Annotated in this window: 33 protein-coding genes and 1 tRNA gene; 15 read left to right on the top strand and 19 right to left on the bottom strand. The window is 64.2% G+C overall.

All coding sequences use genetic code 11. From position 1 onward, the window contains the following. Positions 1-2 precede the first annotated feature (2 nt). On the bottom strand, positions 3-677 hold the full coding sequence (locus FJ949_RS02940) for an isochorismatase family cysteine hydrolase (RefSeq protein WP_140492542.1): 675 nt from the start codon (positions 675-677) through the stop codon (positions 3-5). Between the two features lie 219 nt (positions 678-896). Between FJ949_RS02940 and FJ949_RS02935 the strand changes: the two genes are divergently transcribed. Genes FJ949_RS02935 through FJ949_RS02920 form a run of 4 tightly spaced genes read left to right on the top strand, consistent with a single transcriptional unit; the run spans position 897 to position 4,085 of the window. Next, positions 897-1,688, top strand: a complete 792-nt coding sequence (locus FJ949_RS02935; protein ID WP_181172077.1) for an ATP-binding cassette domain-containing protein — start codon at positions 897-899, stop codon at positions 1,686-1,688. Between the two features lie 55 nt (positions 1,689-1,743). Then, positions 1,744-2,664 (top strand): tonB-system energizer ExbB, encoded by a 921-nt coding sequence (gene exbB, locus FJ949_RS02930; protein ID WP_140492536.1) that lies wholly within the window; start codon positions 1,744-1,746, stop codon positions 2,662-2,664. A gap of 12 nt (positions 2,665-2,676) precedes the next feature. Then, positions 2,677-3,144 (top strand): TonB system transport protein ExbD, encoded by a 468-nt coding sequence (gene exbD, locus FJ949_RS02925; protein WP_140492534.1) that lies wholly within the window; start codon positions 2,677-2,679, stop codon positions 3,142-3,144. Then, complete coding sequence (locus FJ949_RS02920) at positions 3,141-4,085, top strand: energy transducer TonB (protein WP_140492531.1); 945 nt, start codon at positions 3,141-3,143, stop codon at positions 4,083-4,085. Before exbD ends, FJ949_RS02920 begins: the two co-directional genes overlap by 4 nt. Before the next feature lie 74 nt (positions 4,086-4,159). Here the strand turns inward: FJ949_RS02920 and FJ949_RS02915 are convergent, their stop codons facing one another. From FJ949_RS02915 to FJ949_RS02890, 5 genes are all read right to left on the bottom strand, one after another. Next, positions 4,160-4,483: a hypothetical protein gene (locus FJ949_RS02915; protein ID WP_140492528.1), complete on the bottom strand. Its 324-nt coding sequence runs from the start codon at positions 4,481-4,483 to the stop codon at positions 4,160-4,162. A gap of 248 nt (positions 4,484-4,731) precedes the next feature. Continuing rightward, positions 4,732-4,983, bottom strand: a complete 252-nt coding sequence (locus tag FJ949_RS02910; RefSeq protein WP_140492525.1) for a hypothetical protein — start codon at positions 4,981-4,983, stop codon at positions 4,732-4,734. A gap of 69 nt (positions 4,984-5,052) precedes the next feature. Continuing rightward, positions 5,053-6,147, bottom strand: coding sequence for a SagB/ThcOx family dehydrogenase (locus FJ949_RS02905; RefSeq protein ID WP_224646549.1), 1,095 nt, complete (start codon positions 6,145-6,147; stop codon positions 5,053-5,055). A gap of 400 nt (positions 6,148-6,547) precedes the next feature. Beyond that, positions 6,548-7,294, bottom strand: a complete 747-nt coding sequence (locus FJ949_RS02895; protein WP_140492521.1) for a helix-turn-helix transcriptional regulator — start codon at positions 7,292-7,294, stop codon at positions 6,548-6,550. A gap of 325 nt (positions 7,295-7,619) precedes the next feature. After that, positions 7,620-7,695: transfer RNA gene (locus FJ949_RS02890), tRNA-Ala, on the bottom strand. Between the two features lie 136 nt (positions 7,696-7,831). Here FJ949_RS02890 and FJ949_RS02885 point away from each other — a divergent pair. Together FJ949_RS02885 and FJ949_RS02880 are read left to right on the top strand one after the other, a co-directional pair. Beyond that, positions 7,832-8,122, top strand: a complete 291-nt coding sequence (locus FJ949_RS02885; protein ID WP_140492518.1) for a YggT family protein — start codon at positions 7,832-7,834, stop codon at positions 8,120-8,122. A gap of 13 nt (positions 8,123-8,135) precedes the next feature. Next, the gene (locus FJ949_RS02880) at positions 8,136-8,453 is read left to right on the top strand and encodes a DUF167 family protein (protein ID WP_140492515.1); all 318 of its coding nucleotides are present in this window, start codon (positions 8,136-8,138) and stop codon (positions 8,451-8,453) included. 3 nt (positions 8,454-8,456) lie between these two features. Here the strand turns inward: FJ949_RS02880 and FJ949_RS02875 are convergent, their stop codons facing one another. From FJ949_RS02875 to FJ949_RS02865, 3 genes are read right to left on the bottom strand one after another with little or no spacing between them, the layout of a single operon-like run. Continuing rightward, positions 8,457-9,338 (bottom strand): MurR/RpiR family transcriptional regulator, encoded by an 882-nt coding sequence (locus FJ949_RS02875; protein WP_140492512.1) that lies wholly within the window; start codon positions 9,336-9,338, stop codon positions 8,457-8,459. 24 nt (positions 9,339-9,362) lie between these two features. Continuing rightward, positions 9,363-10,430, bottom strand: coding sequence for a sn-glycerol-3-phosphate ABC transporter ATP-binding protein UgpC (ugpC, locus tag FJ949_RS02870; RefSeq protein WP_140492509.1), 1,068 nt, complete (start codon positions 10,428-10,430; stop codon positions 9,363-9,365). Positions 10,431-10,432: 2 nt separating this feature from the next. Further along, the gene (locus FJ949_RS02865) at positions 10,433-11,203 is read right to left on the bottom strand and encodes an SDR family oxidoreductase (RefSeq protein WP_140492506.1); all 771 of its coding nucleotides are present in this window, start codon (positions 11,201-11,203) and stop codon (positions 10,433-10,435) included. 280 nt (positions 11,204-11,483) lie between these two features. On the opposite strand from FJ949_RS02865, the gene FJ949_RS02860 reads away from it, so the two are divergent. The 4 genes from FJ949_RS02860 (at position 11,484) to FJ949_RS02845 (ending at position 16,138) form a co-directional block, all read left to right on the top strand. Further along, positions 11,484-12,716, top strand: coding sequence for a sugar ABC transporter substrate-binding protein (locus tag FJ949_RS02860; RefSeq protein WP_140492503.1), 1,233 nt, complete (start codon positions 11,484-11,486; stop codon positions 12,714-12,716). A gap of 126 nt (positions 12,717-12,842) precedes the next feature. Further along, the gene (locus FJ949_RS02855; RefSeq protein ID WP_140492500.1) at positions 12,843-13,712 is read left to right on the top strand and encodes a sugar ABC transporter permease; all 870 of its coding nucleotides are present in this window, start codon (positions 12,843-12,845) and stop codon (positions 13,710-13,712) included. After that, entirely contained in the window at positions 13,709-14,533 is an 825-nt protein-coding gene (locus FJ949_RS02850; RefSeq protein WP_140492497.1) for a carbohydrate ABC transporter permease, read from the top strand. Before FJ949_RS02855 ends, FJ949_RS02850 begins: the two co-directional genes overlap by 4 nt. Before the next feature lie 78 nt (positions 14,534-14,611). Continuing rightward, the gene (locus tag FJ949_RS02845) at positions 14,612-16,138 is read left to right on the top strand and encodes a M81 family metallopeptidase (protein WP_140492494.1); all 1,527 of its coding nucleotides are present in this window, start codon (positions 14,612-14,614) and stop codon (positions 16,136-16,138) included. Positions 16,139-16,251: 113 nt separating this feature from the next. Here the strand turns inward: FJ949_RS02845 and FJ949_RS02840 are convergent, their stop codons facing one another. The 6 genes from FJ949_RS02840 to FJ949_RS02815 form a co-directional block, all read right to left on the bottom strand. Next, positions 16,252-18,306 (bottom strand): M3 family metallopeptidase, encoded by a 2,055-nt coding sequence (locus FJ949_RS02840; protein ID WP_140492491.1) that lies wholly within the window; start codon positions 18,304-18,306, stop codon positions 16,252-16,254. A gap of 85 nt (positions 18,307-18,391) precedes the next feature. Beyond that, a complete protein-coding gene (locus FJ949_RS02835) occupies positions 18,392-18,802 on the bottom strand; it encodes a nuclear transport factor 2 family protein (RefSeq protein ID WP_181168552.1) in 411 nt (136 codons plus the stop codon). A gap of 20 nt (positions 18,803-18,822) precedes the next feature. Continuing rightward, a complete protein-coding gene (locus FJ949_RS02830; RefSeq protein ID WP_140492485.1) occupies positions 18,823-19,467 on the bottom strand; it encodes a carbonic anhydrase in 645 nt (214 codons plus the stop codon). Positions 19,468-19,605: 138 nt separating this feature from the next. Then, a complete protein-coding gene (locus FJ949_RS02825) occupies positions 19,606-20,376 on the bottom strand; it encodes a DUF429 domain-containing protein (RefSeq protein WP_140492482.1) in 771 nt (256 codons plus the stop codon). Next, positions 20,373-21,257, bottom strand: a complete 885-nt coding sequence (gene pdxY, locus FJ949_RS02820; RefSeq protein ID WP_140492480.1) for a pyridoxal kinase PdxY — start codon at positions 21,255-21,257, stop codon at positions 20,373-20,375. The genes FJ949_RS02825 and pdxY overlap by 4 nt, the downstream gene beginning before the upstream one ends. A gap of 7 nt (positions 21,258-21,264) precedes the next feature. Further along, positions 21,265-21,516 carry a hypothetical protein gene (locus FJ949_RS02815; protein ID WP_140492477.1) on the bottom strand — a complete coding sequence of 84 codons (252 nt, stop codon included), beginning with the start codon at positions 21,514-21,516 and terminating at the stop codon, positions 21,265-21,267. Between the two features lie 162 nt (positions 21,517-21,678). Between FJ949_RS02815 and FJ949_RS02810 the strand changes: the two genes are divergently transcribed. The 5 genes from FJ949_RS02810 (at position 21,679) to ppa (ending at position 25,187) form a co-directional block, all read left to right on the top strand. Next, positions 21,679-22,314 carry a LemA family protein gene (locus FJ949_RS02810; protein ID WP_140492473.1) on the top strand — a complete coding sequence of 212 codons (636 nt, stop codon included), beginning with the start codon at positions 21,679-21,681 and terminating at the stop codon, positions 22,312-22,314. A gap of 51 nt (positions 22,315-22,365) precedes the next feature. Further along, positions 22,366-23,193, top strand: coding sequence for a YgcG family protein (locus FJ949_RS02805; RefSeq protein ID WP_140493476.1), 828 nt, complete (start codon positions 22,366-22,368; stop codon positions 23,191-23,193). 8 nt (positions 23,194-23,201) lie between these two features. Then, a complete protein-coding gene (locus FJ949_RS02800; RefSeq protein WP_140492470.1) occupies positions 23,202-23,840 on the top strand; it encodes a TPM domain-containing protein in 639 nt (212 codons plus the stop codon). A gap of 116 nt (positions 23,841-23,956) precedes the next feature. After that, positions 23,957-24,463: a GNAT family N-acetyltransferase gene (locus tag FJ949_RS02795; protein WP_140492466.1), complete on the top strand. Its 507-nt coding sequence runs from the start codon at positions 23,957-23,959 to the stop codon at positions 24,461-24,463. Between the two features lie 190 nt (positions 24,464-24,653). Beyond that, on the top strand, positions 24,654-25,187 hold the full coding sequence (gene ppa, locus FJ949_RS02790; RefSeq protein ID WP_140492463.1) for an inorganic diphosphatase: 534 nt from the start codon (positions 24,654-24,656) through the stop codon (positions 25,185-25,187). A gap of 14 nt (positions 25,188-25,201) precedes the next feature. Here ppa and FJ949_RS02785 read toward each other — a convergent pair whose 3' ends face one another. The 4 genes from FJ949_RS02785 to ccmB are packed head-to-tail and all read right to left on the bottom strand — an operon-like array spanning position 25,202 to position 26,751. After that, positions 25,202-25,783 carry a DsbE family thiol:disulfide interchange protein gene (locus tag FJ949_RS02785; protein WP_140492460.1) on the bottom strand — a complete coding sequence of 194 codons (582 nt, stop codon included), beginning with the start codon at positions 25,781-25,783 and terminating at the stop codon, positions 25,202-25,204. Beyond that, complete coding sequence (gene ccmD, locus FJ949_RS02780) at positions 25,780-25,953, bottom strand: heme exporter protein CcmD (protein ID WP_140492264.1); 174 nt, start codon at positions 25,951-25,953, stop codon at positions 25,780-25,782. The genes FJ949_RS02785 and ccmD overlap by 4 nt, the downstream gene beginning before the upstream one ends. Beyond that, positions 25,950-26,099 carry a hypothetical protein gene (locus FJ949_RS30190; RefSeq protein WP_181165197.1) on the bottom strand — a complete coding sequence of 50 codons (150 nt, stop codon included), beginning with the start codon at positions 26,097-26,099 and terminating at the stop codon, positions 25,950-25,952. Before FJ949_RS30190 ends, ccmD begins: the two co-directional genes overlap by 4 nt. Continuing rightward, positions 26,086-26,751: a heme exporter protein CcmB gene (gene ccmB, locus FJ949_RS02775; protein ID WP_140492261.1), complete on the bottom strand. Its 666-nt coding sequence runs from the start codon at positions 26,749-26,751 to the stop codon at positions 26,086-26,088. Before ccmB ends, FJ949_RS30190 begins: the two co-directional genes overlap by 14 nt. Positions 26,752-26,869 lie beyond the last annotated feature (118 nt).

Raw genomic sequence — 26,869 nt, 5'->3', positions numbered from 1 at the left:
CTTTAACGCGCCTTGCTACCCAGCCGTGACAGGCCTTCAATGACTGCACCAGAATCCGCCAGCACGCCGAAGACGCCGTCTTCGACCGTCACCATGTGAAGGGCCGCCTCATGCGCCCGTCCGTCGCCGCTGGCGCAGGCGTCGGAGATCGTCAAGCACTGGAAGTTGCGATCGCAGGCTTCGCGCAGCGTCGTGTGCACGCAGACATCCGTAGTGCATCCGCAAAACAGAAGATGCGTGATGCCTCGCGCGCGCAGCACGAGCTCGAAATCCGTATAGGTGAAGGCGCCGTTGCAGGTCTTGTCGACGATGATGTCCCGCGGCGCGACGTCGATCTCCGGAACGATCTGAAAACCCGGACCCGAACGAAGCAGGATCTCGGTGCCGTCGAGGCCGGCCCGCCTGCGGCGCCATTTCTCGTACGGCGTCATGTCGGCCATGTCGGCCCGGTAGCCCTGCCTTGTATGGACGATGCTGACGCCCGCCTCGCGGGCAGCGGCGATCAGCCGGCTCACCGCGGGCAGGATCGCTCTCAACGGCGATGGATCATATCCCTTCCTGGCGAAGTAACCCGTCGTCGACAGGAAATCCTGCTGCAGGTCGATCACGACCAGCGCGGTGTTCTCGGCCACCAGCCTGCCGTCATAGGGAAAATCGAAGGGTGTCGCCTTGATCATGCGCGGTTTCCTGTTTCAGCGAAGACCTTAGAGCGGTTCATCGCTTCACGGAAACGCTTCCTTGCCTGAAATTCGAAGCGGCATCAGGCGTCACGATGTCTTGTTGACGAAAAAACTCAACTTCATTGTTGACTAGTAAAGTCATGTTTCATAGTCAACCGGGCACGGCTGCCGAAAACCGGATTGATGACATGCCCGCAGCCGTACTGGAGACGGACCTTGACCGGAATTGACACCCAGACTGCTTTCCACATCGACACGGTGCGCTTTGCCGTGGGCGAGCGGACGCTGCTCGGTCCGGTTTCGCTCGAATTGCAGTGTGCGCGCGTCTACGGGCTGATCGGCCACAACGGGTCCGGCAAGTCGACGCTGGTCAAGCTTTTGGCGCGCCAGCAGCCGGCAAGCTCTGGCGCCATCACCTTCGCCAGGCGGCCTTTGGCCCAGTGGGGTGCGCGCGAACTGGCGCGGGCGCTTGCCTATCTGCCGCAGACGACGCCGGCGGCGACCGGCTTGACCGTGCGCGAGCTGGCGGCGCTCGGACGTTATCCGTGGCATGGCGCGCTCGGCCGCTTCGGCCAGGACGACAGACGGCATGTCGAGGAAGCGCTGGCCCTGACCGACATGGCCGGCTTTGCCGACCGGCTGGTCGACGAGCTGTCGGGCGGCGAGCGCCAGCGCGCCTGGCTCGCCATGCTGGTGGCGCAGAATGCCGGCGTCATGCTGCTCGATGAGCCTATCTCGGCGCTCGACATCGCCCATCAGGTCGAGGTGCTTGGGTTGGTCAGGGATCTCAGCCGCAAGCGCGACCTTTGCGTCGTCGTGGTGCTGCACGATCCCAACATGGCGGCGCGCTATTGCGACGAGCTGATTGCCCTGAAGAACGGCAGGCTGCTGACGCGCGGCACGCCCGGCGAAATCATGCAAGGCGATGTGCTCAAGGGCATTTTCGGGGTCGAGATGGGCGTGTTCGCGCACCCCGTCACAGGCCAGCCCGTCGGCTACGTCCAGTGACGCTTCAGCGCCACGGCGGGGGAGGCTGGCGGCTGTGAGAACAAGGAAGAAGACGATGTCGAGAACCGGTTTGGTCGCAGCGCTGTTTGCATCCGCCATGCTGGCGGCCGCCAGCGCGCCGGCGCAGGAGCAGCCGGCAAGCGGCACGCCCGCCACCATTACGGCGCCAGCACCATCGCCGGCCGCGCCCGCCGCTCCCGTGGGAGCCCCAGCGCCTGCACAGCCGCAAGCCGGGGCCGGTACGGCGGCCGAGCCCTCGCCGGCGCTGAGCTTGCCGCACGATCTGTCGCCATGGGGCATGTTCATGGCTGCCGACATCATCGTCAAGGCGGTGATGATCGGGCTGGCCTTCGCCTCGCTCGTCACCTGGACGATATGGCTGGCCAAGTCGCTGGAAGTGCTTGCCGGCAAGCTTGGCGCCCGTCGCGCCGCGCGGGCCATCGGCAATGCCGCGACGCTGAAGCAGGCGAGCCGCGCGCTCGGCCGCAACGGCGGCACCGGCGCCCTGCTGGTGCGGGCGGCGGAGGAAGAAGCGGCACTTTCGGCCGGCGCGCTCGACCATGCCGGCGGCGACGGGCTAAAGGAACGGGTCGCCTCGCGCCTGACACGCATCGAGGCGGCGGCGGCGCGACGCATGTCGCGCGGCACCGGCCTGCTGGCGACGATCGGCTCGACCGCGCCTTTCGTCGGTCTGTTCGGCACGGTATGGGGCATCATGAACGCCTTCATCGGCATTTCGCAGGCGCAGACCACCAATCTGGCGGTGGTGGCGCCGGGCATTGCCGAAGCCCTTCTCGCCACCGCAATGGGGCTCGTCGCCGCGATACCGGCCGTCGTCATCTACAACGTCTTTGCGCGCTCGATAGCCGGCTACCGGCAGATCCTCGCCGACGCCTCGGCTGGCGTCGAGCGGCTGGTCAGCCGCGACCTCGATTTCCGCACGGTGGCGCCGGCAACGGCGCTGGCGGCGCAGTAGCGGGGCAAGACCATGGGCAGCCGCATCCGTCAGACCATGGACGACGATCTCGAGGAAAGCCACGAGATCAATGTCACGCCCTTCATCGACGTCATCCTGGTGCTGCTGATCATCTTCATGGTCGCAGCGCCCTTGGCGACGGTGGATGTCAATGTCGACCTGCCGGGCTCGACCGCGACGCCGGCGCCGCGGCCGGAGACGCCGCTGTTCCTGACGTTGAAGGATGACCTCTCGCTAGCGATCGGCAACGACACCGTGCCGCGCCAGGTTTTCGCCGCCACGCTTGACGGCAGGACCAAAGGCGACAAGCAGGCGCGCATCTTCCTTCGCGCCGACAAGGCGGTTGCCTATGGCGACCTTATGGAGGCGATGAACCTGCTGCGCGGCGCCGGCTACCTGAAGATCGCCCTGGTCGGCCTGGAGGCTGCGCCCGCCGGCGGTGCTCCCGCAGCGGATCCAGGCGGAGCCGCTGGTCCATGACCGGGCAAGCGGCCGCCTCGCCCACGGTGGAGCTGTCGCGCCTCGGCTGGCGCGACCTCGGCCTGTGGGCGGTTGCGGCCGCGCTGGTGCTTGGGGCGCATGTTGCGGTCGCCTATGCGGTACAGAGCTTCACTCCGGTCGACCCGGCGGATGGCGGGCCGCCGCCGGCGCTGGCCATCGAGATGGCGCCGATGGTCGCGACGCCGGCCGTGCCCGAACAAGCCGCGATGTTGGACGCCGCTGTGCCCGACCAGGCCGAGCCGGTCGAGGACACCGAAAAGGCCGCCGAAGCCGAGCCCGAGAAAATGGCCGAGCAAGCGGAGCCCGTTGCCGAGCCGGATGCAACGCCGCCTGACACGACCGAACCGACTGAAACGACGCGGGCTGAGCCGGCCGACCAACCCCCGCTTGAAGAGATCGTCCCTGACATGGTCGAGACGGTCGCGCCTGACGTCGTCGTGCCGCTGCCGCAGCCGAAGCCGGTCGAGACGCCCAGGGAAAAGAAACCCGTCCAGGCCAAGGTGAAAAAGCCGGTCGAGAAGCCCAAGCCGAAAAAGGATAAGGCGCCGCCGAAGACGATAACCGCCGCGAGCGCGGAAGCAAAGCCCGCCCCCAGGACAGCGGCGCCGAAATCGGCGTCCGGGGCGTCCGGCGTCAGCCCGGCCAAGTGGGAATCGCGGCTGCTGTCATGGATCAAGCGGCATACGCGCTATCCGAGCGCCGCGAAATCGCGACGCTCGCAAGGCAATGCGAACGTCACCTTCACGGTGGACGCCTCAGGCCGGGTGACGTCGGCGCGCGTCGTCCGCTCCTCGGGCGATCCCGACCTCGACCGCGCCGCGCTCGCCGTGCTGCAGGGCGCCACCGTGCCGCCGCCGCCGCCGGAGCTGGGTTCGCGCGTCAGCCGCACGGCGCCATTCGTATTCAGCCTTCGGAATTGACGCATGCCGCCCAAGACTGAACCCGGTTCGGGAGAAACGACGTCCACGGATCAAAGCAAGGTCGAACGGTCGGCCTACCGATAGCTCATCGACAGACACAGGGCCTCGACCTGCTCGAGGTAGAAGCGGCATCTCATGCGCAGGATCCTGAGGTTCGGATCGCCGGCGCCGTTGATCTCGATGGTCTGCATCATGAAGTCGAAATGGGCATGGAAGGCATCCACCGCGCCCCAGAGACTGTCGGCGTGCCAGGTGTCGGCTATCGCCGTGGAAACCAGTTGGCGCGCTTGAAGGCGCGCCGCATCCGGCGATGCCGGCCGGCTGGCGATCAGGGCATGGAGGCGGCTGAAGACACTTTCACCGGCATCGGCGCTTTTGATGGCTGCGATCATGTTCATTTGTGGGTTCCCCTCAGGTCGTGGTGCATAAAGGCCGGTTCGGCGGGCTGCGGGCGATCATTGCAGGGATCGCGGCGACATCGGCCGGCCTTGGATGATGTTGCCTCTGCGCCCGCGTGTTCCAACCAAACCAATAGGCCATCTCGATGCGGTCAAGCCGACGGCGGCCTTCCTCAAGGACGGCAGCAGGCCTTACCGCGCACGTCCCGGGGCACGCCATTGCGCACCGAGATGATGGCCGCATCTGGCTATGCTCTCCTCGGCTGGACGCGATTGTCTTTCGCCTGCGTCCTGGGGTGCATCGAATTGCCGCTGAGCTGCGGATGCCTCGCCGGCCGGGCGCCGCGAAGGACGTCGAAAGCCTCGGCATAAGCCATGCCCAGCAGATAGGAGATCATGGGGAAACGGCTTGCTTCGGCCATCTGCACCAGCTCATTGGCCATCGACGCGATATATTGGAGACTGTCGATCTCGGACTGGCGTAGGGATTGGTTGGCCACGTGCTGCTCCTGTGATGTGGTGGAATTCAGGGGACCCCCTCACCGGGCACTCTGAACATAATCAATCGGCTAATTGATCGACCCCGCTGCCGGGCGCGGATCGGTTTCCGGGATAGACAGTGTCAAGGCGTAGATGGGCGCGTCGGTGAGCCGGTCGAGGCCGAGCAGGCGCTTGATCGCCGAGTGGCTGAGCGCCGCGGTCGGGCAGGCCGACAGGCCGTGCCTGGTCGCTGCAAGCATCATGTTCTGGCCGATATGGCCAGCTTCGATCAGCACGACACGATAGGCATTGGCGTCCTCATACTTCCACATGGTGCGGTCGAGCCTTGCGCAGAGCAGGACCAGGCAGGGCATGGGGTCGGCCCATTCCTGTCCGCCGACCAGCTCGGAGACTTTCGGCAGGTGGTTCGCCGAAATCCTTTCAAGATCGTGTCCGACAGCCGAGTAGTGATAGACGCCGGGCTCCAGCCCTTCCACCGCCGGCGCGACCACATAGGCTTCGTAGGGGTTTCTCGCGCCGCCGGAAGGGGTCATGCCCAGCGGCAGGGCGCCAACGTAGTTGCTGGTCTCGCCGGTGATGCCCATGCCCGCGAACAGACAGTCGGAAAGCTGTTTCGCGGTGATGGTGGGCGCCGCCGCTGTTCGGTTCGTGCGACGCTGCGCCATCAGGGCAATGAGTTCATTGTCGTCCAGCGCGTCCGGCAGCCGGATGGCCGCCGCGGAATTCCTGAGCACGAGGTCGGGCTGCACGGTGTGACCGGCGCGTTCGATCTGCCGTGCCTCCGCCTGTTCGATGGTCATGAACTCGCTGTCCTGGACGCAGAAATGCATCAGCGCGGTCGGAATGCCCCAGTTCCATTGTCCCGAGAATTGGCTCTCCTGTTCGGCCAGTTGCGACCCGGCGGTCACCAGTGCGGAAAAATCGAGCAATTGGGGGATGACGGCATCCAGCTCTGATCGCGACCATCCGTGGTCCCGCGCGATCTCCGCGGCGGATGCCCATTTGTCCCAGGATGCGAGAAGACCGATCACCTCGGAACTGCATTCGAAGACGCTTCTGGTCAGGAAATTGCACGCCGTGACCTTGTTGGCGCCGGGGTAGAAGACAAGCGTTTTTGCGGAGCGCATTTTCATGATGCCGAAAGCCGAATGCAGAAATGTCATTGCGAAGGCGAGGCGCCGACGAACAACCGTCGCCGGCGCCTCGGGCAACTCAGCGCTTGTTGTAGTGCATGCCCTGCGAAAAGAAGACGGTCTGGGTGCCTGCGGCAATCGTCAGCTTCGGAGCAGTGTTCACTTTCTTCGCCATTTTCATCCCTTCCTGACCCCAAATGGGATCTGTTGAAAAAATCCCCAAAACGGGATCCACGGGCGGAAGGTAAGATCGAAAGAGTTAATGGTTTGTTAAAATGGTAGTAAAACTGCATTAATCTAAATTATCTTTCTTAGCCCTAAAGTACAAAAAATCGATTTTACTCACATACGGAGTAGATGACTGCCGGCATACGCTATTTCCGGATAGAGTTATTCTTATTTAGCGTAAAAAGGGAAGATTCTGACGCGATCAGTCCAGCCCGTCCCGAGCGAGGCTGACCACGAGGTGGTCGAGGCTCGGGTCGTCGAGCTTGACGACGTGCGCCATGCGGATCGCCTGCCGCGGGCCGATGGATACGTCCTGCCGCATGATGACCGACACGAAGGCCGGCCCGGCTTCCGTTAGAAGCATGGCCTTGCCAATCAGTACCGGTTCCGAGATGGGAGCCCACTGCACCGAGATCAGCGATGGTTCACCGGTCTGGCGGCGATTGACGCCGCTGAAGTAGATCCAGTTCAGGCGCGAGATCGCCACGCCGTAATGATTGCCGCGCGCCCGCGCCCATGTCGTTCCCCGGCGCTCCGACCATCCGGTAACCCTTCGGAACGTCACCAGCTCGGCGTCGCGCCGCACGAAGGTCACCGACCGCATCAACAGGTCGGGGCGAGCCGGGATCGAAAAATAGGTGAAGTAGGTGCCGCCCGCGATCGACGGGGCGGGCGGCCGGATCATTTGGTTGAACAGGCTTTCGGAAATCGGTGGCAGGCCGCGAACCGCAGGCTTCGGCGCGCCCGGTTCCCGGTACAATTCGGCTTCGTCGATGCGGAAATAGTCGCAGATCAGCTTGGCTGTCGCTTTGTTCGGAACAGTCTGTCCCTGAAGGTAGCGTTCGAACTGCGTGCGATTGATGCCCAGTTCCCGGCATACCGCGCTTACCGAGGCATGCTCCTTACAGAGCCGTCTGAGATTTGCAGCGAGATACTCGCGAATTGACACGTTTTGCTTCCGCGGGCGGGTTCTTCATATCGACTTCCAAATCCGTATAGCGCCGTCAGCCGCCCCCACCGAAACGCCTTGCTACAACACACAGAAAAAACTGATTTGGTAATGTCACTCTAATGGGGTGGATTCCAAAAAAAATAGCGCGATTCCATAGCGATCACCGCCATAAGTCCAATTGACAGGCGTTTGCCCCGGAAGGCTCTCGCAATCCTTCATGATGGACGGAAAAGGGCGCCGGTGTCGTGACATTTCGCACCGTAGCCACCGACGTGGGTTCGGCTGTTGCAATGCATCGAAGAGAAGAAAACGACTATCCCGCTGGTGGAGCTGAGGGGGATCGAACCCCTGACCTCGTCATTGCGAACGACGCGCTCTCCCAGCTGAGCTACAGCCCCGTCCAGCGGATGGCGCATTTATCGGGCACGGCAGTTTTCTGTCAAGGCGACGTTTTGCCGAAATCCTGGCGGCCGAAGCCTGCCCTTGCCGGTTTCGCGCGCAATGGCTACATGTCGGCAACAATTGGAGACCGGCATGCTCGCCCTCATTCAAACAATCGTCATGGCGCTCGACCTCTATTGGTGGGTCATCATCATCTCGGCGATCTTTTCCTGGCTCTATGCCTTCAACGTCGTCAACTCGCGCAACCAGTTTGTCGGCAGCATCGGCAATATGCTCTACCGGCTGACCGAACCGGCGCTCAGGCCGATCCGACGTTTCATGCCGGACCTTGGCGGTATCGACATCTCGCCGATCATCCTGCTGCTGATCCTGTTCTTCCTCAGGCAGTTCCTGCTCACCACCGTGGCACCGCTGGTGCTGTGAACCCGATGCTCGCATGAGTGCCCCGTTCCGCATCCGCGAGAACGGCATCGAATTGTTCGTCCGGCTGACACCGAAGTCTTCCATGGACAGGTTCGAAAGCATAGAGACATCGGCTGATGGGCGAAGCCATTTGAAGGCACGGGTCCGCGCCGTGCCCGAAAACGGCGCCGCCAATCGAGCGCTGGAGAAGCTGGCCGCCAAGACGCTTGGAGTGCCGGCCTCGGCCGTTTCGGTTGTCGTCGGCGGCACGGCACGGCTCAAGACGCTGCGCGTGACGGGTGAACCCCAGGTGCTGATGCAGCGCATCGAGGCGCTCAGTGCTTCGGCCTGAAGTTCAATCGCCCAGCGGCAAACGCGGATCGTCGACCTTCAGCGTGTTCACGCTCTGCTTGATGCGGCGCAAATTCTCCAGCACCTTCGGGCCGCGCGTCTCGGCCACCGACGTGACGATCATGTCGACGATCGCCAGCAGCGCATAGCGCGACGATGTCGGCTTGTAGATGTTGCCGTCCTCGAGCGGCTGCAAATGGATGACGGTGTCGGCGGCCCTGGCCAATGCCGAGTCCGGCGCGGTGACGGCGACCGTTGTGGCGCCATATTGCTGCGCGACCTGCACCGCCTCGATGACCGACCGTGCATAGCCGGAAACCGAGAAGGCGACCAGCGTGGTGTCGGGCGTGGCCACGGCGGCGTACATGCGCTGCAATTGCCCGTCGATCTGCGCCAGCACCGGCAGGCCCAGCCTGAACAGCCGGTTCTGCATCTCGGTCGCCATCATCGAGGAAATGCCGCCGGAGCCGACACACAGCACGTTGCCTGACGTGGCAATGCGCGCGGCGACATCGACCAGCGTCGTCATGTCGAGGTTTTCGCTGGCGCGCTGGATGGCCGATATCGCCGCCTCGGTGATGGCCGATGCGATGCGCTGCTCGCGGGCGTCGCGGCTCAGCGGCTCGGGCGACAGATACTGGCCGCCAATGGCGATCGCCTGCGCCAGATAGAACTTGAAGTCGCGCAGGCCTTCGCAGCCGAGATTGCGGCAGAAGCGGGTCACCGTCGGCTCGCTGACGCCGACGCGCGCGGCGATCTCCGAGATCGCCGCCTTGGAGGCGAAATCGAGATCGGACAGGACCAGGCCCGCCAGCCGGCGATCCGACTTGGTGCCGTCCTGCGACATCAGCTGCAACCGGGTGATGATGTCGGCCGGTGTCTTCATGCCGGTGTCTTCACGCTTGTGCTTTCATAGAGGCAGGCCCGTCGCCTTGTCGAAAAGATGGACGTTGCGCGGCTCGACCGAGACCGGCAGGCGGTCGCCGGGCTTCACCTGCATCCGGTCTCGGAAGACGACGCGCACCGTATCGTTGCCGATAGCGCCGTAGACATGCGTTTCGGAGCCCGTCGGCTCGACGACGTCCACCTTGATGGTCATGGCGTCGGCAGCTTCGCCGATGACAAAATGTTCGGGCCGGATGCCGGCCTCCACCGCGCCGCCTGTCCGCACCTCTTTGCCGGCAAGCGCAAGCTTTCCGCCGCCGGTCGATTCGAACCAGCTGTTCGTGGCCGTCGTCTTGAGGGACCCGGAAACGAAACTCATCGAGGGCGAGCCGAGAAAGCCGGCAACGAACTTGTTGGCCGGCCGGTCATAGAGCTCCAGTGGCGGCCCGACCTGCTGGATCCGGCCGCGATCCATCACCACGATGCGGTCGGCCATTGTCATGGCCTCGATCTGATCGTGGGTGACATAGACGACCGTCGATCTCAGTCTCTGGTGCAGCGCCTTGATCTCGGTGCGCATCTGCACCCGCAATTGCGCGTCGAGGTTGGATAGCGGTTCGTCGAACAGGAAGACCGAGGGTTCGCGCACGATGGCGCGGCCCATGGCGACGCGCTGGCGCTGACCGCCCGACAATTGCCGGGGGTAACGGTCGAGATAGGAGAACAGGTTGAGGACGCCGGATGCCTTCTTGACCTTGTCCTCGACCGCGGCGCGGCTCTCGCCGCGGATTTTCGGTCCGAAGCCGATATTGTCGGAGGCCTTGAGATGCGGAAACAGCGCATACGACTGGAAGACCATGGCGATGTTGCGCTGCTGCGGCGGCAGGTCGTTGGCGCGCACGCCGCCAATGACGAGATCGCCCGAGCTTATCGTTTCCAGTCCAGCCAGCATGCGCAGCAAGGTCGACTTGCCGCACCCGGACGGGCCGACCAGCACGACGAATTCGCCGCTCTCGATGTCGAGGTCGATGTTCTCGAGGATGCTGTGCTGGCCGAAGGATTTCGAAAGGTCGCGGAACTGGACGTCGGTCATGGTCACGCTCCCAATATGTCGTCGATGAACGGCAGGCAGCCGGCGGTCAGGCCGGCATCCACCGGCATCACCACGCCCGTTACGCCGGACGCCCGGTCGGAGGCAAGAAACGCCACGGCTTCCGCCACCTCCGAGGCATTGACGATGCGGCCGAGCGGATAGAGCCGCTGGAGCTTGCCGAGAATATCCGGGTTCTTGGCCAGGCGATGGTCCCAGGCGGCGGTACGGATCGATCCCGGACAGACGACATTGGCGCGAACGCCGCTGCGGCCGAGCTCGACGGCGATCGCCTTGGCATAGGCGTTGATACCGGCTTTGGCGGCGGCATAGGCGGGGTTGCCGAAATGGGCGATGGCGTTGACGGAAGAAATGAAGACGACGCTGCCCGAACCGCGCGCCGCCATCGCCTTGACCAGCGGGTCGGCAAAAGTCATCACGCCGGTCAGGTTGAGATCGACTTCTTGCCCTATCCTGTCGGTCGTCAATGCGCCGAGCGTCTCCGCGCGCGTCCAGCCGGCATTGTTGATCAGGATGTCGGGCACGCCGTCCTTGTCGAGCACGGCCGCGATGGCTGCCTCGACTGAAACCCGGTCGAGAAGGTTGAAGACATGACGCGAGGCGAGGTGCGGGCTTGCCAGCGCCTCCTCCGATTGATCGCAGCCGATCACCCGCGCGCCTCTTCCGGCCAGCAACGCGACGATCGCCGAGCCGAGGCCACCGCCGGCGCCCGTGACAACGACAGTGCGGCCTTCGAACTCGGCTTTCGAAACCACGGCGCTTGCTCCTCCGGCAGTTCGAGCAATTCCAGGAAAGTGTATACGGTTTTCCGTCCGGAATTGCGTCAAAACAAAGAGTTAGAGTGGTTCTCCGTTTCCTTGAAACGGTGAACTGCTCTAGGCAGATGTCGGCAGGCTAGTGAATGGAATGTAATTAAGCAACACGATAATCTGCTTGCGTGCGGCCAGATCCTCGATAATGTAGGAAAGTCACATAATCCTGCGCCAACATCGGCGTGAGGAGCGCAAAAGCGCGGAACAAAATGGGAGAGATCGGATGAGCATTGCGAAATGGACTGTCGGCTTGATGGCCGGAATGAGCATGCTGGCCTTCGCGGCACAGGCGCAAGCCGGCGAGGTGCGCGTCACCGTCGCCGAATACAGCGCCAAGACCGGCCCCTACTTCGAGGAGGTCAAGAAGGAGTTCGAGGCAAAGAACCCCGGCATCACGGTCAAGTTCGAAGTGGTGCCGTGGGATGTGCTCTTGCAGAAGCTGACCACCGACATCACCGCCGGCACCAATGCGGATCTCTCGATCATCGGCACGCGCTGGCTGATCGACTTCGTGCAGCAGGACGTCGCCGAGCCGCTCGACAGCTACATCACGCCAGACTTCAAGGGCCGTTTCATCGACACGTTCCTGTCGCCTTCGATCATGGACGGCAAGACCTACGGCCTGCCGATCGCCGCTTCGGCGCGCGCCATGTATTACAACAAGGAGCTGTTCGAGAAAGCAGGCATCGCCAAGCCTCCGGCCAATTGGACCGAGCTGCAGGAGGACGCCCGCAAGATCAAGGCGCTGGGGTCCGGCACATTCGGCTTCGGCCTGCAGGGCAAGGAGATCGAGACCGACGTCTACTATTACTATGCGATGTGGTCATACGGCACCGAGATCCTCAACAAGGACGGCACATCGGGCTTGAGCACGCCTGGCGCGCTCGAAGCCGCCAAGCTCTACAAGTCGATGATCGACGAGGGCCTGACGGAGCCCGGCGTCACCTCCAACAACCGTGAGGACGTTCAGAACCTGTTCAAGCAGGGCAAGGTCGGCATGATGATCACCGCACCCTTCCTGTCCAACCAGATCAAGGAAGAGGCGCCGAGCCTGAAATACGGCGTGGCGGCTATACCCGCCGGCCCGACCGGCGCGCGCGGCACCTATGGCGTCACCGATTCCATCATCATGTTCAAGAACTCCAAGAACAAGGACGAGGCCTGGAAACTGCTCGACTTCCTGTTCACCACGGAACAGCGCGCCAAGTTCACGCAAGGCGAAGGCTTCCTGCCGGTGAACAAGGAAGAGGCCAAGATGGACTATTACGTCAACAATGCCGACCTCGCCGCCTTCACCGCGCTGTTGCCCGATGCGCGCTTCGCGCCGGTCATTCCGGGCTGGGAGGAGATCGCCCAGATCACGTCGGATGCGATCCAGAAGATATACCTCGGCGGCGACCCGGAGGCGGGTTTGAAGGATGCGGCGGCGAAGGCCAACGCCGTGCTGAAGAAATAGGGCGTATCTCCCTGCGCCCGTGGCGCGCCCCACTCAGGCGGGGCGCGCCACATCTTTGGTCTCCCGATCCGAAATCCGCATAAGCAGAACCTTCCGATCCCGTGCGCCGAGGTTGCAGGCCAGCCGATGCAAAATCGCTTCTTGCCCTATCTGCTGACCTTGCCCAGCCTGTTCCTGGCGGCAATCGTGATCTTCTGGCCGGTCTGGGACCTGATCCAGATCGCCACGCATGACGTCAACCGCTTCGGCCAGCTGCGCGAATTCAGCGGCCTTGCCAATTTCGCCGCCCTCACCACCGATCCCGATTTCGTCGCGGCACTGTGGCGCACGGGGATATGGACCGTGCTGGTGGTTGGCGGCGCGCTGCTTCTGTCGATCCCGGTCGCGATCATCCTCAACACCGATTTTTACGGCCGCGGCCTTGCCCGCGTCATCATCATGCTGCCCTGGGCGGTGTCGCTGACCATGACGGCGGTGGTCTGGCGCTGGGCGCTGAGCGGCGAAAGCGGCATGCTGAATTCGGCGCTGCTCGGCCTCGGCCTGATCGATCACAATGTCCAATGGCTGGCCAGCGCCGAGACGGCGTTCCCGATGCAGGTGCTGATCGGCATATTGGTGACGGTGCCGTTCACCACGACGATCTTCCTCGGCGGCCTGTCTTCGATTCCGGACGATCTCTACGAGGCCGCCGCGCTCGAAGGAGCGACGCCGGCACAGCAGTTCCGCGAAATCACCTTTCCGCTCCTGAAGCCGTTCATCAACATCGCCATCGTGCTCAACACCATCTATGTCTTCAATTCCTTCCCGATCATCTGGGTAATGACGCAGGGCGGGCCGGCCAATTCGACCGACATCCTGGTCACCCACCTCTACAAGCTCGCCTTCCGCATCGGCAAACTGGGGGAGGCTTCCGCCGTGTCGCTGGTGATGTTCGCCATATTGCTGGTCTTCACCATGATCTATGTGCGCCTCGCCATGCGGGAGCAGCGCGCATGAGGAGCAAGCTGAAGCGTACCGTCATCGCCTGGCTGCTGCTGGCGCCTTTGATCGTGGTGACGATCTTTCCCTTCGCGGTGATGTTCCTGACCGCGGTCAAGCCGCGGCAGGAGGTGCTGTCGCCGACATGGTGGCCGAGCGAATTCCGCTGGTCGAATTTTGCCGACATGTGGGTGGCGACCGGCTTCGGCCGGGCGCTCGCCAATTCGCTCTATGTCTCGGTGATCGCCACCGTCGGGGCTATCCTGATCTCCGTGCCGGCGGCCTATGCCATGTCGCGCTTTCGTTTTGCCGGCTACAGCGCCTTCCGCCAGTTCCTGCTGATCTCGCAGATGATCTCGCCGATCGTGCTGGTGCTCGGCCTGTTCCGGTTGATGGCCGCCTGGGGGCTGGTCGAATCGACGACCGCGCTCGGCTTCATCTACATGGCCTTCAACGTCGCCTTCACCGTGTGGATGCTGCAGAGCTATTTCGACACCATCCCGCGCGATCTCGAGGAGGCGGCCTGGATGGAAGGCGCCGGCCGCTGGCTGACGCTGCGCAAAGTGTTTCTGCCGCTCTGCCTGCCGGCCATTGCCGTCACCGCCATCTTCACCTTCATCAACGCCTGGAACGAATTCGTCGTGGCGCTCACCATGCTGCGCAGCCAGGAGAGCTATACGCTGCCGATCCAGGTGTTCTCGCTGGTCGCCGGGCGCTACACCATCGAATGGCATCACGTCATGGCCGCCACGCTGCTGGCGACGTTGCCAGTGGCGATCCTGTTCATCTGGCTGCAGCGCTACCTCGTGCGGGGGCTGGCGCTCGGGGCCGTCAAATAGCAATTCCATTGAAAAAGTGTGTGGCGGTTTTCCGTCCGGAATTGCGAGAACGAAGAGTAACCTGTCCACGGAGCTTTCATGCGCATCTTCACCGCCTCGCTGGCGACGGAAACCAACACCTTTTCGCCGGTGCCGACCGACAGGGCATCGTTCGAGATGGCCTTCTATGCCGGGCCGGGCAAGCATCCGGAGACGCCGACGCTGTGCTCCTCGCCGATCGTCGCCCTGCGCCGGCGCGCGGCCGGCGAGGGGCTCGACGTCATCGAGGGCACCGCCACCTGGGCCGAACCCGGCGGCCTGGTGCAGCGGCAGACATACGAGGAGCTGCGCGACGAGATCCTCGCCCAGCTCACGGCGGCACTGCCGGTCGAAGCGGTTATCCTCGGACTGCACGGCGCAATGGTGGCGCAGGGCTATGACGATTGCGAAGGCGACCTTCTCGAACGCGTGCGCGGGATCGTCGGCCCGAAGGTGGTGATCGCCTGCGAGTTCGACCCGCACAGCCACCTGACGCCGAAGCGCGTGGCAGCGTGCGACGTCATGGCTTATTTCCTAGAATTCCCGCACACCGATTTCTACGAACGCGGCGAACATGTCGTCGAGCTTGGCCTCGCCGCGGCGCGTGGCGAGATCAAGCCCGTCATCTCGACCTTCGACTGCCGCATGATCCAGGTGCTGCCGACCAGCCGCGAACCGATGCGCTCCTTCGTCGACCGTATCAAGGCGCTGCACGGCAGGGACGGCGTGCTGTCGGTTTCGGTCATCCATGGCTTCATGGCGGCGGATGTGCCCGAAATGGGCACGCGTATCCTCGTCGTCACCGACAATGACAAGGCCAAGGGCGACGCGCTGGCCGAAACGCTGGGACGCGAGCTCTACGCGATGCGCCAAAAGACGGCGATGACGATGCTGAGCGCCGGCGATGGCATCGATCGGGCGCTGGCGGTGCACGCTGAAAAGCGCGGCAGGCCGGTGGTCATCGCCGACATCTGGGACAATCCGGGCGGCGGCGTGCCGGGTGACGGCACCATCGTGCTGCGGGAGCTTTTGGCCCGCGGCATCGACAATGTCGGCGTGGCGACGATCTGGGATCCGGTCGCCGTGACCTTCTGCCGGGCCGCGGGCGAGGGCGCCGTCATCGACCTGCGTTTCGGCGGCAAGGCCGGTCCCCAGGCCGGCGAGCCGATCGACGCCCGCGTCATGGTGCTGAAAGTTCTCGCCGAAGGTTGGCAGAGCTTCGGGCCGAGCCGGGTGACGCTCGGGCCCGCCGCGTTGATCCGCATCGAGGGCACCGAGGTCGACATCATCCTCAACACCAACCGCACGCAGACCTTCGAGCCGGACATTTTTTCCAACATCGGCGTCGATCCGCTGGCCAAGGACATGCTGCTGATCAAATCGACCAACCATTTCTACGCCGGCTTCGAACCGATCGCCGCCGAGATCATCTATCTCTCGGCGCCGAGCGCGTATCCCAGCAATCCGGCGGTGACGGATTACAGGAAACTGAAGCGGGCGATCTGGCCAAGGGTGGCGGATCCGTGGAAGGACAAGGCTCCCCCTTCTTCCCTTGTGGGAGAAGGTGTCGCCGAAGGCGACGGATGAGGGGCGTTCCAGGGAACACCCACGCCTCACTCCGCTGGAACACCCCTCAACCGTCTCGGCGCTGCGCGCCGATCCACCTTCTCCCACAACAAGGGGAGAAGGGAAGGCTCGCCCTACACCAGCCCCCGCTTCACCATCATGGCTTCCGGCGACGGCATCTTGCCGCGAAACGCGGTGTAGAGTTCTTCCGGATCCTTCGAGCCGCCGGCGGCATAGATGTTCTTTCTCAGCCGCTCGGCCAGCGCGGGATTGAAGGGGTCGCCCGTCTCCTCGAAAGCGGCGAAGGCGTCGGCGTCGAGTACTTCCGACCACATGTAGGAATAGTAGCCGGCCGAATAGCCCTCGCCGGCAAAGACATGGCCGAAATGCGGCATGCGGTGGCGCATCGCGATGGTGTCGGGCATGTCGAGTTTTTCGAGCGTTTCGGCCTCGAAACGAAGTGGCTCCTCAGGCGCGTCGGGCCTTGCATGGAAGGCCATGTCGATCAGCGCCGAGGCGGTGAATTCCACCGTGGCAAAGCCAGCCCCGAAAGTGCGTGCCGCCAGCATCTTGTCGAGCAGAGCCTTCGGCATCGGCTTGCCGGTCTTGACATGCAAAGCGTGCTTTTCCAGCACCGCCGGCACGGTCAGCCAGTGTTCGTAGAGCTGCGAGGGCAGTTCGACGAAATCGCGGCTGACGGAAGTGCCCGACACCGAAGGCCAGGTGACGTCGGTCAGCATGCCGTGCAGGGCATGGCCGAATTCATGGAACAAGGTCTTCGCCTCGTCCACCGACAGCAGCGCCGGCTCGCCCACGGGCGGCTTGGCGAAATTCATGATGTTGTAGATGATCGGGCTCGCGCCGGGGCCCAGGCGGTAGCCTGATTTCAGTGCGCTCATCCAGGCCCCGGAGCGTTTCGACGGCCGCGCGAAATAGTCGGCCAGGAACAGGCCGCGCTCGCTGCCATCGGCATTCTTCACCACGAACACGCGTGCGTCCGGGTGCCAGGCGGCAATGCCCCTCTTCTCTTCGAAGGTGGTGCCGAACAGTCTTGTCGCGACGTCGAAGCAGGCGTCGATGATCCGGTCGAGCTGGAGATAGGGCTTCAATTCCGCCTCGTCGAAGGCGAATTTCTCCGCGCGCAGCTTCTCTTGGTAGAACCGCCAGTCCCAGGCTGCGAATTTTTCGTTGCTGCCGGCTTCCGCCGCCAGCCGTTCCAGCTCCTTCTGGTCGGCGGCGGCCTTTTCCAACGCCTTTTCCCAGACCGGATCGAGCAGGTCGTGCACCGCCTTGGGCGTCTTGGCCATGGTGTCGTCGAGCTTCAGCGCCGCGAAGGAGCCGTAGCCGAGCAGCTTCGCCTTCTCGGCGCGCAGCTTCAGCATGTCGCGCACCACGGCCGTATTGTCGGTCGCGCCGCCATTCTGGCCGCGCATGGTGAAGGCGCGGAAGGCGATCTCTCGCAAGTCGCGGCGCTCCGAGAAGGTCGAGAACGGCTCGTAGATCGAGCGCGACAAGGTGACGGCGTAGCGGCCTTTCTGGCCGCGCATCTCGGCGGCTTCGGCCATCGAGCTCTTCACGAAATCCGGCAGGCCGGCCAGGTCGGCCTCGTCGAGGAACAGCGCCCAGTCGCGTTCGTCGGCAAGCACGTTCTGGCCGAAGCTGGTGCCGAGCGACGACAGCTCCTCGTTGATACCTGCCAGCCGCTTCTTGCCATCCGCATCGAGTTTCGCGCCCGAGCGGACAAAACCCTTCCAGGTCTTTTCCAGCACCCGCAGCGTCTCGGCATCGAGCTTGAGCGTCTCGCGCCGCCGGTAAAGGTCGTCGATGCGGGCAAAGAGCCTTTCATTCATCGAGATCGCCGAGAAATGCCTCGACATCCTTGGCGAGATGTCGCGCTCCAGCGTCTGGATATCCTCGTTGGTGTGGGCCCCGGCGCGGCACCAGAAGATCGACGAGACATGGTCGAGCGCTTCGCCGGCGAGCTCCAGGGCTTGAAGCGTGTTCTCGATGGTCGGCCTGTCCTCGTTCGCGGCGATGGCCTCGATCTCGGCCTCATGCGCCTTCAGCGCCGCGTCGAAGACGGGTGCGAACTCGTCGTCGCCAAATCGGGCGAAATCGGGCAGGCCGAGTGGCCCTTGCCACGTGGTCAGCGGATGGGCGGCGAGGTCGACGGCTTTCGTGGCGGGCATGGATTGTCTTTCGGGCTGGCAGGTCGGGAGGGGCTGAAATCACCGATGTAGGGCGCTCGTCCGGCGCGCGCAACAGCGCTGCCGGTCAGTAGGCTTCGCAGCTTTCCGCAAGCGCTTTCTGCGTGCTGGCCGTGATGCGGTCGCCCGCTATGGCGAAGGTCTCATGCATCAGCATGTCGTTGTCGGGGAAGTCGTAGCAGGCGATCACCGTGGTGACGCCGCCTTCGTTCTTCTCGATCCGGTGTCGGATCGCGGCACCAGCAACCGCACCTTTCCATTCGTCGAGCGAGGCGATGAACTCCTGCTTTCCCTGCACGATGCCGAGGTCGTCGAGTTCGATGCGCACATTGTCGGCGAGCAGGTCGGAAAGTTCGGTGCGGTCGGCGACCAGCAGGGCCGAATACCAGCGGCTGATGATGGCGCCGTCATCGGCACGGGCGGCCATGATCGCCATCAGCAGTGCGGCGGCGGTGAACATGACCGGCCGGATGTTCATTGCCTGGCGTGCCGTTTCGGTCACTCCAGCACCGGGCGCTCGAAATCGCCGGTTTCCTTGTTCATCACCCAGAGCTCGCCGGTCGAAATGTCGAACCAGGCACCGTGCAGCGACAGCCGCCCCTTGCCCTCAAGGATCGAGACGCAGGGAAAGGTCCTGAGATTGGCGAGGGAATAGCGGATCGAGATGCGCTCCAGCGCCGTCTGGCGCTCCGTCGCAGTCATGAAGGTGCTGGCCGACACGGTCTCGGCGGCCGGCGCGATCAGGCTCATCCATTTGCCGATGAAATCGCCCGGCGACAGTGGCGCGGAATTGGCGTCGAGCGCGGCACGGATACCGCCGCAGCGGCCATGGCCCATGACAACGATGTTCTTGACCTTGAGGCTCTGCACCGCGAATTCGAGCGCGGCCGAGGTCGAGTGGAACTCGCCGTCCGGCTCGTAAGGCGGCACCAGATTGCCGACATTGCGCAGCACGAAGAGTTCGCCGGGCCCTGCGTCGAAGATCGCCTCGGGAGCCGAGCGGGAATCGCAGCACGCGACGATCATGGTTTCCGGCGCTTGCCCCTCCCGGGCGAGCTCGCGATAGCGGCCGCTCTCGGTGAGATAGCGACCGTTCATGAAATTGCGGTAGCCGGCAAGAAGGTGGTCGGGAAGGTGAGGCATGGGCGGCTTTCCGGGTTGGAGGCGGCAGCTCGTTGCGGTCGAGAAAACGCTCTAGCGGTAAAAGCCCGTCGCGAGCAATGCAGAATTGTGGGGTTGGTGAGAAATGCCCTGCGTCAGGCGCAAAGCTGGGCAATGTTGTCACGCCCAGATGGCGACCGGTATGCCAAAGCCGTCGGTAAGTGGCGGGTCGGGAAACGGCCGTGCCGTGCAGGCGGCGATGCGGCCGGCGATCAGCATCATCGCCGCCGCATCGAGGAAATCGTCAGCGGCCGCACCGCGCGGCGGCGCCTGATCGAGGAAGTCTATGGCATAGCCGTGCCGGCTAAGCAGCGCCTTGCGTTCCGCCATGCCGGCCGGATTGATGCTGCCCTTGACCTTCTTCGGCAGCAGCATGGCCTGCCCGCCGTTGAGCCGACAGAAAGCCACTTCCGGATGCGATTCGAAGACGCGGTCACGCAGTTCGGGCCGCGAGATCAGCAACGTATCGATCTCGCGTATTTTGCCAAAGATGCCGAATGCCTGGATCGAAACGCCGCGCGGCGGATCGGATGTCGTCCTGGCCACGTCGCTCGCCCGGCGGTGCGCGGCGTACCAGGATTCGATCGAAGTGAACTCGGCGGTATCGGCGTAGAGTGCCGCACGAGAGGGGATCGAGAAGACGCTGGATTGGCGTGGCCCGAGCAGCGACCTGACCTGCGCCTCCGGTCCGCGCCCGCCCTTGCTCGAAAATTCAGGCAGGCCGATCGGCATGTCGACGGCGACGATCGCGTCGTCGGGAACCGCAGCGAGCAGCATGGCGAAGCTGGCGAAAATTTCGACGGAGGGCAATGAGCCGGGTGCACGTCGAACGACGATCCAGCCGGCCTTGCAGCCGTCGACGCCGGCAACAACGACTTCGGCCGATGTCACGCGCGGCGGTCCCGCCCCGGATGCCTGAGACGGCGAAGCTGCACCATCGCCATCGGGTGCGACAGGCTCTGCGCATCGGTTTCGAGCTGCAATTCGTCGCCGCCGCGTTTGGCCGTGCGCGCCAGGATCTCGTAGACCGCCGCCGTCGTCGATTGCAGCGCCTTGATCGCCGGCTGGCCGGAGAGGATGCGCGCCAGGTAGACCGCCGCTGTCAGGTCGCCCAAACCGTTCGGCGGCTTGTCGATGACGCGGTGCTCGGCGAGCAGCGCCTGGCTGCCGTCGAGCAGAAGATTCCCGGTGCCGCCTGAAATCATCGACGGCGCCGAGGTGACCAGCATGGTTGAAGGCCCCGCATGGAGCGCCGCGGCCATCACCGACTTCAGGTCGGGCAACGGCACGCCGGCCATCCATTCCAGCTCATAGCGGTTAGGGGTAGCAATGTCGGCGATCGGCATCAGCCGGTCGCGCATGGCGATCGCCGTCGGCTCCGGCACATAGAGCCCGCCCGAATCGCCCATTACCGGATCGCAGATATAGACGGCGTCGGGCGTCCTCGCCTTGACCGCGGCGACCAGCGAGGCGACGGCTTCGGCCTGGCCGGCCTCGCCGAGATAGCCCGACAGCACCGCCCCGACCTCGCCCAGCCACGGCGCGCGCTCCAGATCGGCCATCAATGCCTTGAACTGATCGAGCGGCGGCACGATGCGGGTCGCGCGCCCATGGCCGGGATGCCAGGGCAGGATGATTGTCGGCACCGCCCATACCGGGAAACCCAGCGATTCCAGCGCAAAGACGGCGGCGCGATTGCCGACCGAGCCGCGTGCGACATGGCTGGAAATGACGATGACCGCGCGCGGCGCGTCGGCTTGCTCGGTGCTCATTGGAATCCTAACTGCCCCGGGTGAGGAAAAGCACGAGCCAGACCATCAGGCCCAGCGCCAGCAGCAGCCCAATTATCCGGCCAATGCGCGTGCCCCAGACTTCGATCGGATCCGCGCGGTCGGCATCGGCCGCCGCGACGTGGTCGCGAACGGCCTTCGCGGTCCGCGCCGCGAGCGAAGTGGCGGCCGGATCGGTTTCGCGCGCGACGCGCTCGAGGATGCGGCGCGATTCGGTGTCGCTGTCCTGGCGCTGCACCATGATGCTGTCCTGTTTCGTGGCGACCTTACCGCGTTCGCTCCGTCAATTACAGCGCCTTGCGACCGACCGTAACCCCATCGGTAACCGTCTGCGCCGAGGTCGTTTTCTTGCGCGCCGATTGTGGTAATGCTTCGCATGCAACTTCTACCGAGGGGACCGATCATGTTTGCCCAGCGCCTTGCTTTCCCGACATTCCGCACGCTGCCCGCCTTGCTGGTGATGACCGTCATGCTGCCGCTGCTTGCCGGCTGCGGCTACAACACCATCCCGACGGCGGAGGAGAACGCCAAGGCGGCGTGGAGTGAGGTGCTGAACCAGTATCAACGCCGCGCCGACCTCATCCCCAACCTGGTCGAGACGGTCAAGGGCTACGCCTCGCACGAAAAGGACACGCTTGACGCGGTGGTCGAGGCGCGCGCCAAGGCGACGCAGGTCACGGTAACGCCAGAAACGTTGAAGGATCCCGAAGCCCTCAAGAGGTTCCAGGATGCCCAGGCAGGGCTGACCAGCGCGCTGTCGCGGCTGCTTGCTGTGTCGGAGGCATACCCGGACCTGAAGGCCAACCAGAACTTCCTGGCGCTGCAGGCGCAGCTCGAAGGTACCGAGAACCGCATCGCGGTGGCGCGGCGTGACTACATCCAGGCGGTCAGGGACTACAATCTGACGCTGCGGACCTTCCCCTCGGTGCTGTGGGCGACGTTCTGGTTCCGCGGCAACGAGCCCTTCGCCAATTTCACGGTCGAGGAGGACAAATTGCAGACGCCGAAGGTCGATTTCGGCACGAAACAGGGCGGATGATTGCCGGATTCCGACGTGGTGATCCTGCTCGCCAATGAGGGACGACGCGCCATGTATCGCGTCGCTGTCCTGCTCCTCGTTCTCGTGGTGCCATTTGCGGCCCTCGCCGCCGAGCTCCCGGCGCTGACCGGCCGTGTCGTCGACAATGCAGGCATCATCGATGCGGCGACCAGGGCGGCACTGACGCAGAAGCTTGCCGATTTCGAGACGAAGGGCTCCGATCAGATCGTCGTCGCCACCATTCCCAGTCTCGGCGGCGAGGAGATCGAGCCCTATGCCAACCGGCTGTACCGGTTCTGGAAACTCGGCCAGGCGAAGGAGAACAACGGCGTGCTGCTTCTGGTCGCGCCGAACGACCGCAAGATGCGCATCGAGGTCGGCTACGGGCTGGAAGGCACGCTGACCGACCTGCACACCAAGCTGATCATCGAAAACGACATGGTGCCGGCCTTCCGTGCCGGCGATTTCTCCGGCGGCATCACCAAGGCCGTCGACGACATGATCATGGTGCTCAACGGCAATCCCGAGGAGCTGGAAGCACGCGGCAAGCGCAACCAGCAGGCGCCGTTCAATTCCGACGATTTGTTCTTCGCCATCTTCATCGGCATCTGGGCGCTCATCTTCTTCGGCAGCATAGCGGCCTCGGTGTTGCCGCCGATCTTCGGCCAGAAGATCGGTCCCGGCCGTTACCGCTGGCTCGGCATGACGTTCGAGCCGAGCCGGCGATCGTCGGGTGGCGGCTGGTCGTCAGGTGGCGGCTGGTCGTCAGGTGGCGGCGGCTGGTCGGGCGGCGGCGGCTGGTCCTCGGGCGGTAGCGGCGGTGGTTTCTCCGGCGGTGGGGGCTCTTCCGGCGGCGGCGGCTCTTCGGGAAGCTGGTGAGAGGGATCATGGCGATACGACCGATCAGCCCGCAGGACCATGAGCGCATCGCCGGGGCGATCCGCGCCGCCGAATCAAGGACCGACGGCGAAATCTACTGCGTGGTGGCGCATGCCAGCGGCAACTACTTCTTTCCGGCTGCCTTCGTGGCGGCTCTCGCCACGCTGCTGGTCAGCCTCGCCGTCGCCTATGGGCTCGAGGCCTGGTGGCTAACCATCCGTCTGCCGCACTTCGTCATTGCCCAGCTTCTGGCGCTGGCCTGCTTTCTTTTGCTGTTATGGGCCTTTCCGGGGCTGCGCATCCATATGGTGCCGAGACGGCTGCGCTATCAGACCGCGCATGACAACGCACTGAAGCAGTTCCTGGCCCGCAACGTCCACCGCACCACCGCGCGTACCGGAGCGCTGGTGTTCGTGTCGGTCACCGAGCGCTACGCCGAGGTGGTCGCCGATTCAGGCATCGACGCCAAGGTCGGCCAGCATGTCTGGGACGATGTGGTGCGCGAGCTTACCGCACATGCCGGCGACGACCGGCTTGCCGACGGCTTCGTCAAGGCGATCCAATCGGTTGGAGCGGTGCTCGCCGAGCACTTCCCGGTGACGTCGGGCGACACCAACGAACTCGACGATCATCTGGTCGAGATTTGAGCTCCACCGACAGCCTCGAACGCGCATCGCGCAGGCGATGACGGCCTGTGAGAAAGCATCCTCCGGACTGCCCGGACTCTTGCATTCGAGCGATGCGGGTTTATGGTTAACAAATCATGAATACGCTGAGCATCGATATCCGCAAAGCCGAATCGCGCGACGCCGCGGCGATCGCCGACGTGCATTTGCAGGCTTGGCGCGGCGCCTATAGCGGCATCATCCCGCACCGCACCCTGACATCGATGATCAACCGTCGCGGCGCCGACTGGTGGGCCAATGCCATCCGCCGCGCCGCTACCGTCCTGGTGATCGAGATCGGCGGCACGGTTGCCGGCTACGCCACGATCGGCAAGAACCGGGCCCGCGAACTCAAGCAGCAGGGCGAGATCTATGAATTGTACCTGCGGCCGGAATATCAGGGCATCGGGCTCGGCAGCCGGCTTTTCAAGGCGGCACGGGCGCGGCTTGCCGACCACGGATTGAAGGGCACGGTGGTGTGGGCGCTGGAAGACAATCAGAACGCGCTCGCCTTCTATTCCGGCGCCGGCGGCCGCGATATCGCCGAAGGCGTCGAGATATTCGAGCAGAAGGCGCTGAAGAAGGTTGCTTTCGTCTGGGAATGACCGGCGAGGAACGATCGCGTAAGCGGCGCGAAGCGCAACCTACGCAATCACGACACTGAAACATCTTCTGCTAATGATTGACCGCATTGAATGCCATTGCGTCTTGCTGGGCGTTCTTGAGCACCATTCGCCGCATTGCACCATTTTGCGCCGCCCGCTATCGGTCTGCCAATCGAGAGAGGGATAAGTCATGCGTATTGAAGCCATCGCCACCGGAAAGAATCCGCCCGAGGACGTCAACGTCATCATCGAGGTGCCGATCGGCGGCGAGCCGATCAAATACGAGATGGACAAGGAGGCCGGCACGCTGTTCGTCGACCGTTTCCTGCACACCTCGATGCGCTATCCCGGCAATTACGGCTTCGTTCCGCACACGCTGTCTGGCGACGGCGATCCGATCGACGTGCTGGTCTGCAACACGCGCGCGCTGGTGCCCGGCTGCGTCATCAATGTGCGGCCGATCGGCGTGCTGATCATGGAAGACAATGCCGGCCAGGACGAGAAGGTCATCGCCGTGCCGTCGCCGAAGCTGACGTTGCGTTACGAGAACGTCACCGAATACACGCAGCTGCCCGAGATCACCCGCGATCAGGTGCAGCACTTCTTCGAGCACTACAAGGATCTCGAACCCGGCAAATGGGTCAAGATCGAGGGCTGGCACGATTCCAAATACGCCAAGAAGATGATCGTCGACGCGATCGAGCGGGCCAAGGCAAGCAAGTAGGCCGGCCAGTCGCCTCAGTTCGGCGCGGCCAGCGCCTTCTCGATCTGCGGCAACAGCAGCGTCCGAGCCGTCTCGGCCGTCAGCGGGCCGACATGCTTGTAGGCTATTTTGCCGTCCTTGCCGATGACGAAGGTTTCCGGCACGCCATAGACGCCCCAGTCGATCGCCGTGCGGCCGGCCTCGTCGACGCCGATCGCCTGGAACGGATTGCCGAGATCGCCGAGGAATCGGCGGGCGTTTTCCGGCCGGTCCTTGTAGTTCAGCGCCGCCATGGTGAAGCGCCTGTCCTGCGCCAGCCCCAAAAGCACCGGGTGCTCTTCGCGGCAAGGCGCGCACCATGAGGCGAAGACGTTGACCAGCGTCACCTTGCCGGCAAACGATTTCGAATCGAGTCCCGGCAGGTTCGTGCCGTCCAGCGGGGGCAGGTTGGTCGGCGGCGCCGGCAGGCCGATCAGCGCCGACGGCACCTCCGAAGTGTCGCGCCCCGACAGGAGCTGCGCCAGGAACAGCCCCGCCAGCCCGAGGAAGACCAGCAGCGGCAACAGCACGAACAGGCGGCGCCGGGCCGGCGCCGGCGTTGGCATATCCGTGCTCATGACACGCGCTCCCCGCCCTTGTCGGAGCGTCGGCGCACGCCCGCCGCCTCGAGTTCGGCCAGTTCGCGCTTGCGGGCCCGTTGATCGAGCAGGATCCAGCCGATCAGCCCGGCCAGCGCAATCGCCGTGACGGCATAGGCGGCGGTGACGTAGAGCGCATGCGGGCTCATGCCGGCTGCCTCGTCGGCATGCCGCCCGCCAATTCGATCCTTCCGCCGTGCTCGATCATGCCTTCCCTTAGCCCCGCGCCGGTGACCGCGCAATTGGCCGCCGCGCCGCAGCCCTTGCCGGTCATGGCCGCCTCAATCCGTGCCATGGCGCAGCGCCAGCGCCGCCGCCAGCGGTCCGAGCACGGCAAGAAACAACGTCAGCGCGGCAAGAATGAGGAAAGGTTGCAGGAACGGATCGGGATTGGCCGTCGCGCCGTAACTCGCCGAAACCCCGAAGATCAGCACCGGGATGGTCAGCGGCAGCACCAGCACCGAGATCAGGAGCCCGCCGCGCGGCAGCGCCACCGCCACCGCCGCGCCGACGGCGCCGATGAAGGTGATCGCCGGCGTGCCGACCAGCAGCGTAAGCGCCGTGGCGCCGATGGCGACCGGCTCCATGTTCATGAACAGGCCGAGCAGGGGCGCGGCGACCACCAGCGGCAGCACGCTGCCCGCCCAATGGGCCAGGCATTTGGTGAGCACCGTCAGCGCCAGCATGTGGCGGTCGTTGCCAAGCACCAGGAGATCGAGCGAGCCGTCCTCGCGGTCGGCCTGGAACAACCGGTCGAGGCCGAGCAAGCAAGAGAGCAGTGCTCCGATCCACAGGATCGCCGGGCCGATGCGGGCTAGCAGTCTCAGGTCCGGCCCGACGCCGAAGGGAATGGTGGCGATCACGGCGAGGAAGAAGATCACGCCCGTCAGCGCCCCGCCGCCGGCCCGAATCGAAAGGCGGATATCGCGGAGGAGGAGGGCTAGCATGATATGAGATACTCGCGCTTGAGCGCCCCCCTCTGTCCTGCCGGACACCTCCTCCGCAAGCGGGGAGATCGGATGTCACCCCGGCCTTCGCCGATTTTCAACGTTGGAAAGCGGGCGA

It is taken from the genome of Mesorhizobium sp. B2-4-1 (assembly GCF_006442185.1).
Taxonomy (GTDB): Bacteria; Pseudomonadota; Alphaproteobacteria; order Rhizobiales; family Rhizobiaceae; genus Mesorhizobium.
This window is presented reverse-complemented; position numbering and strand designations above follow the sequence as displayed.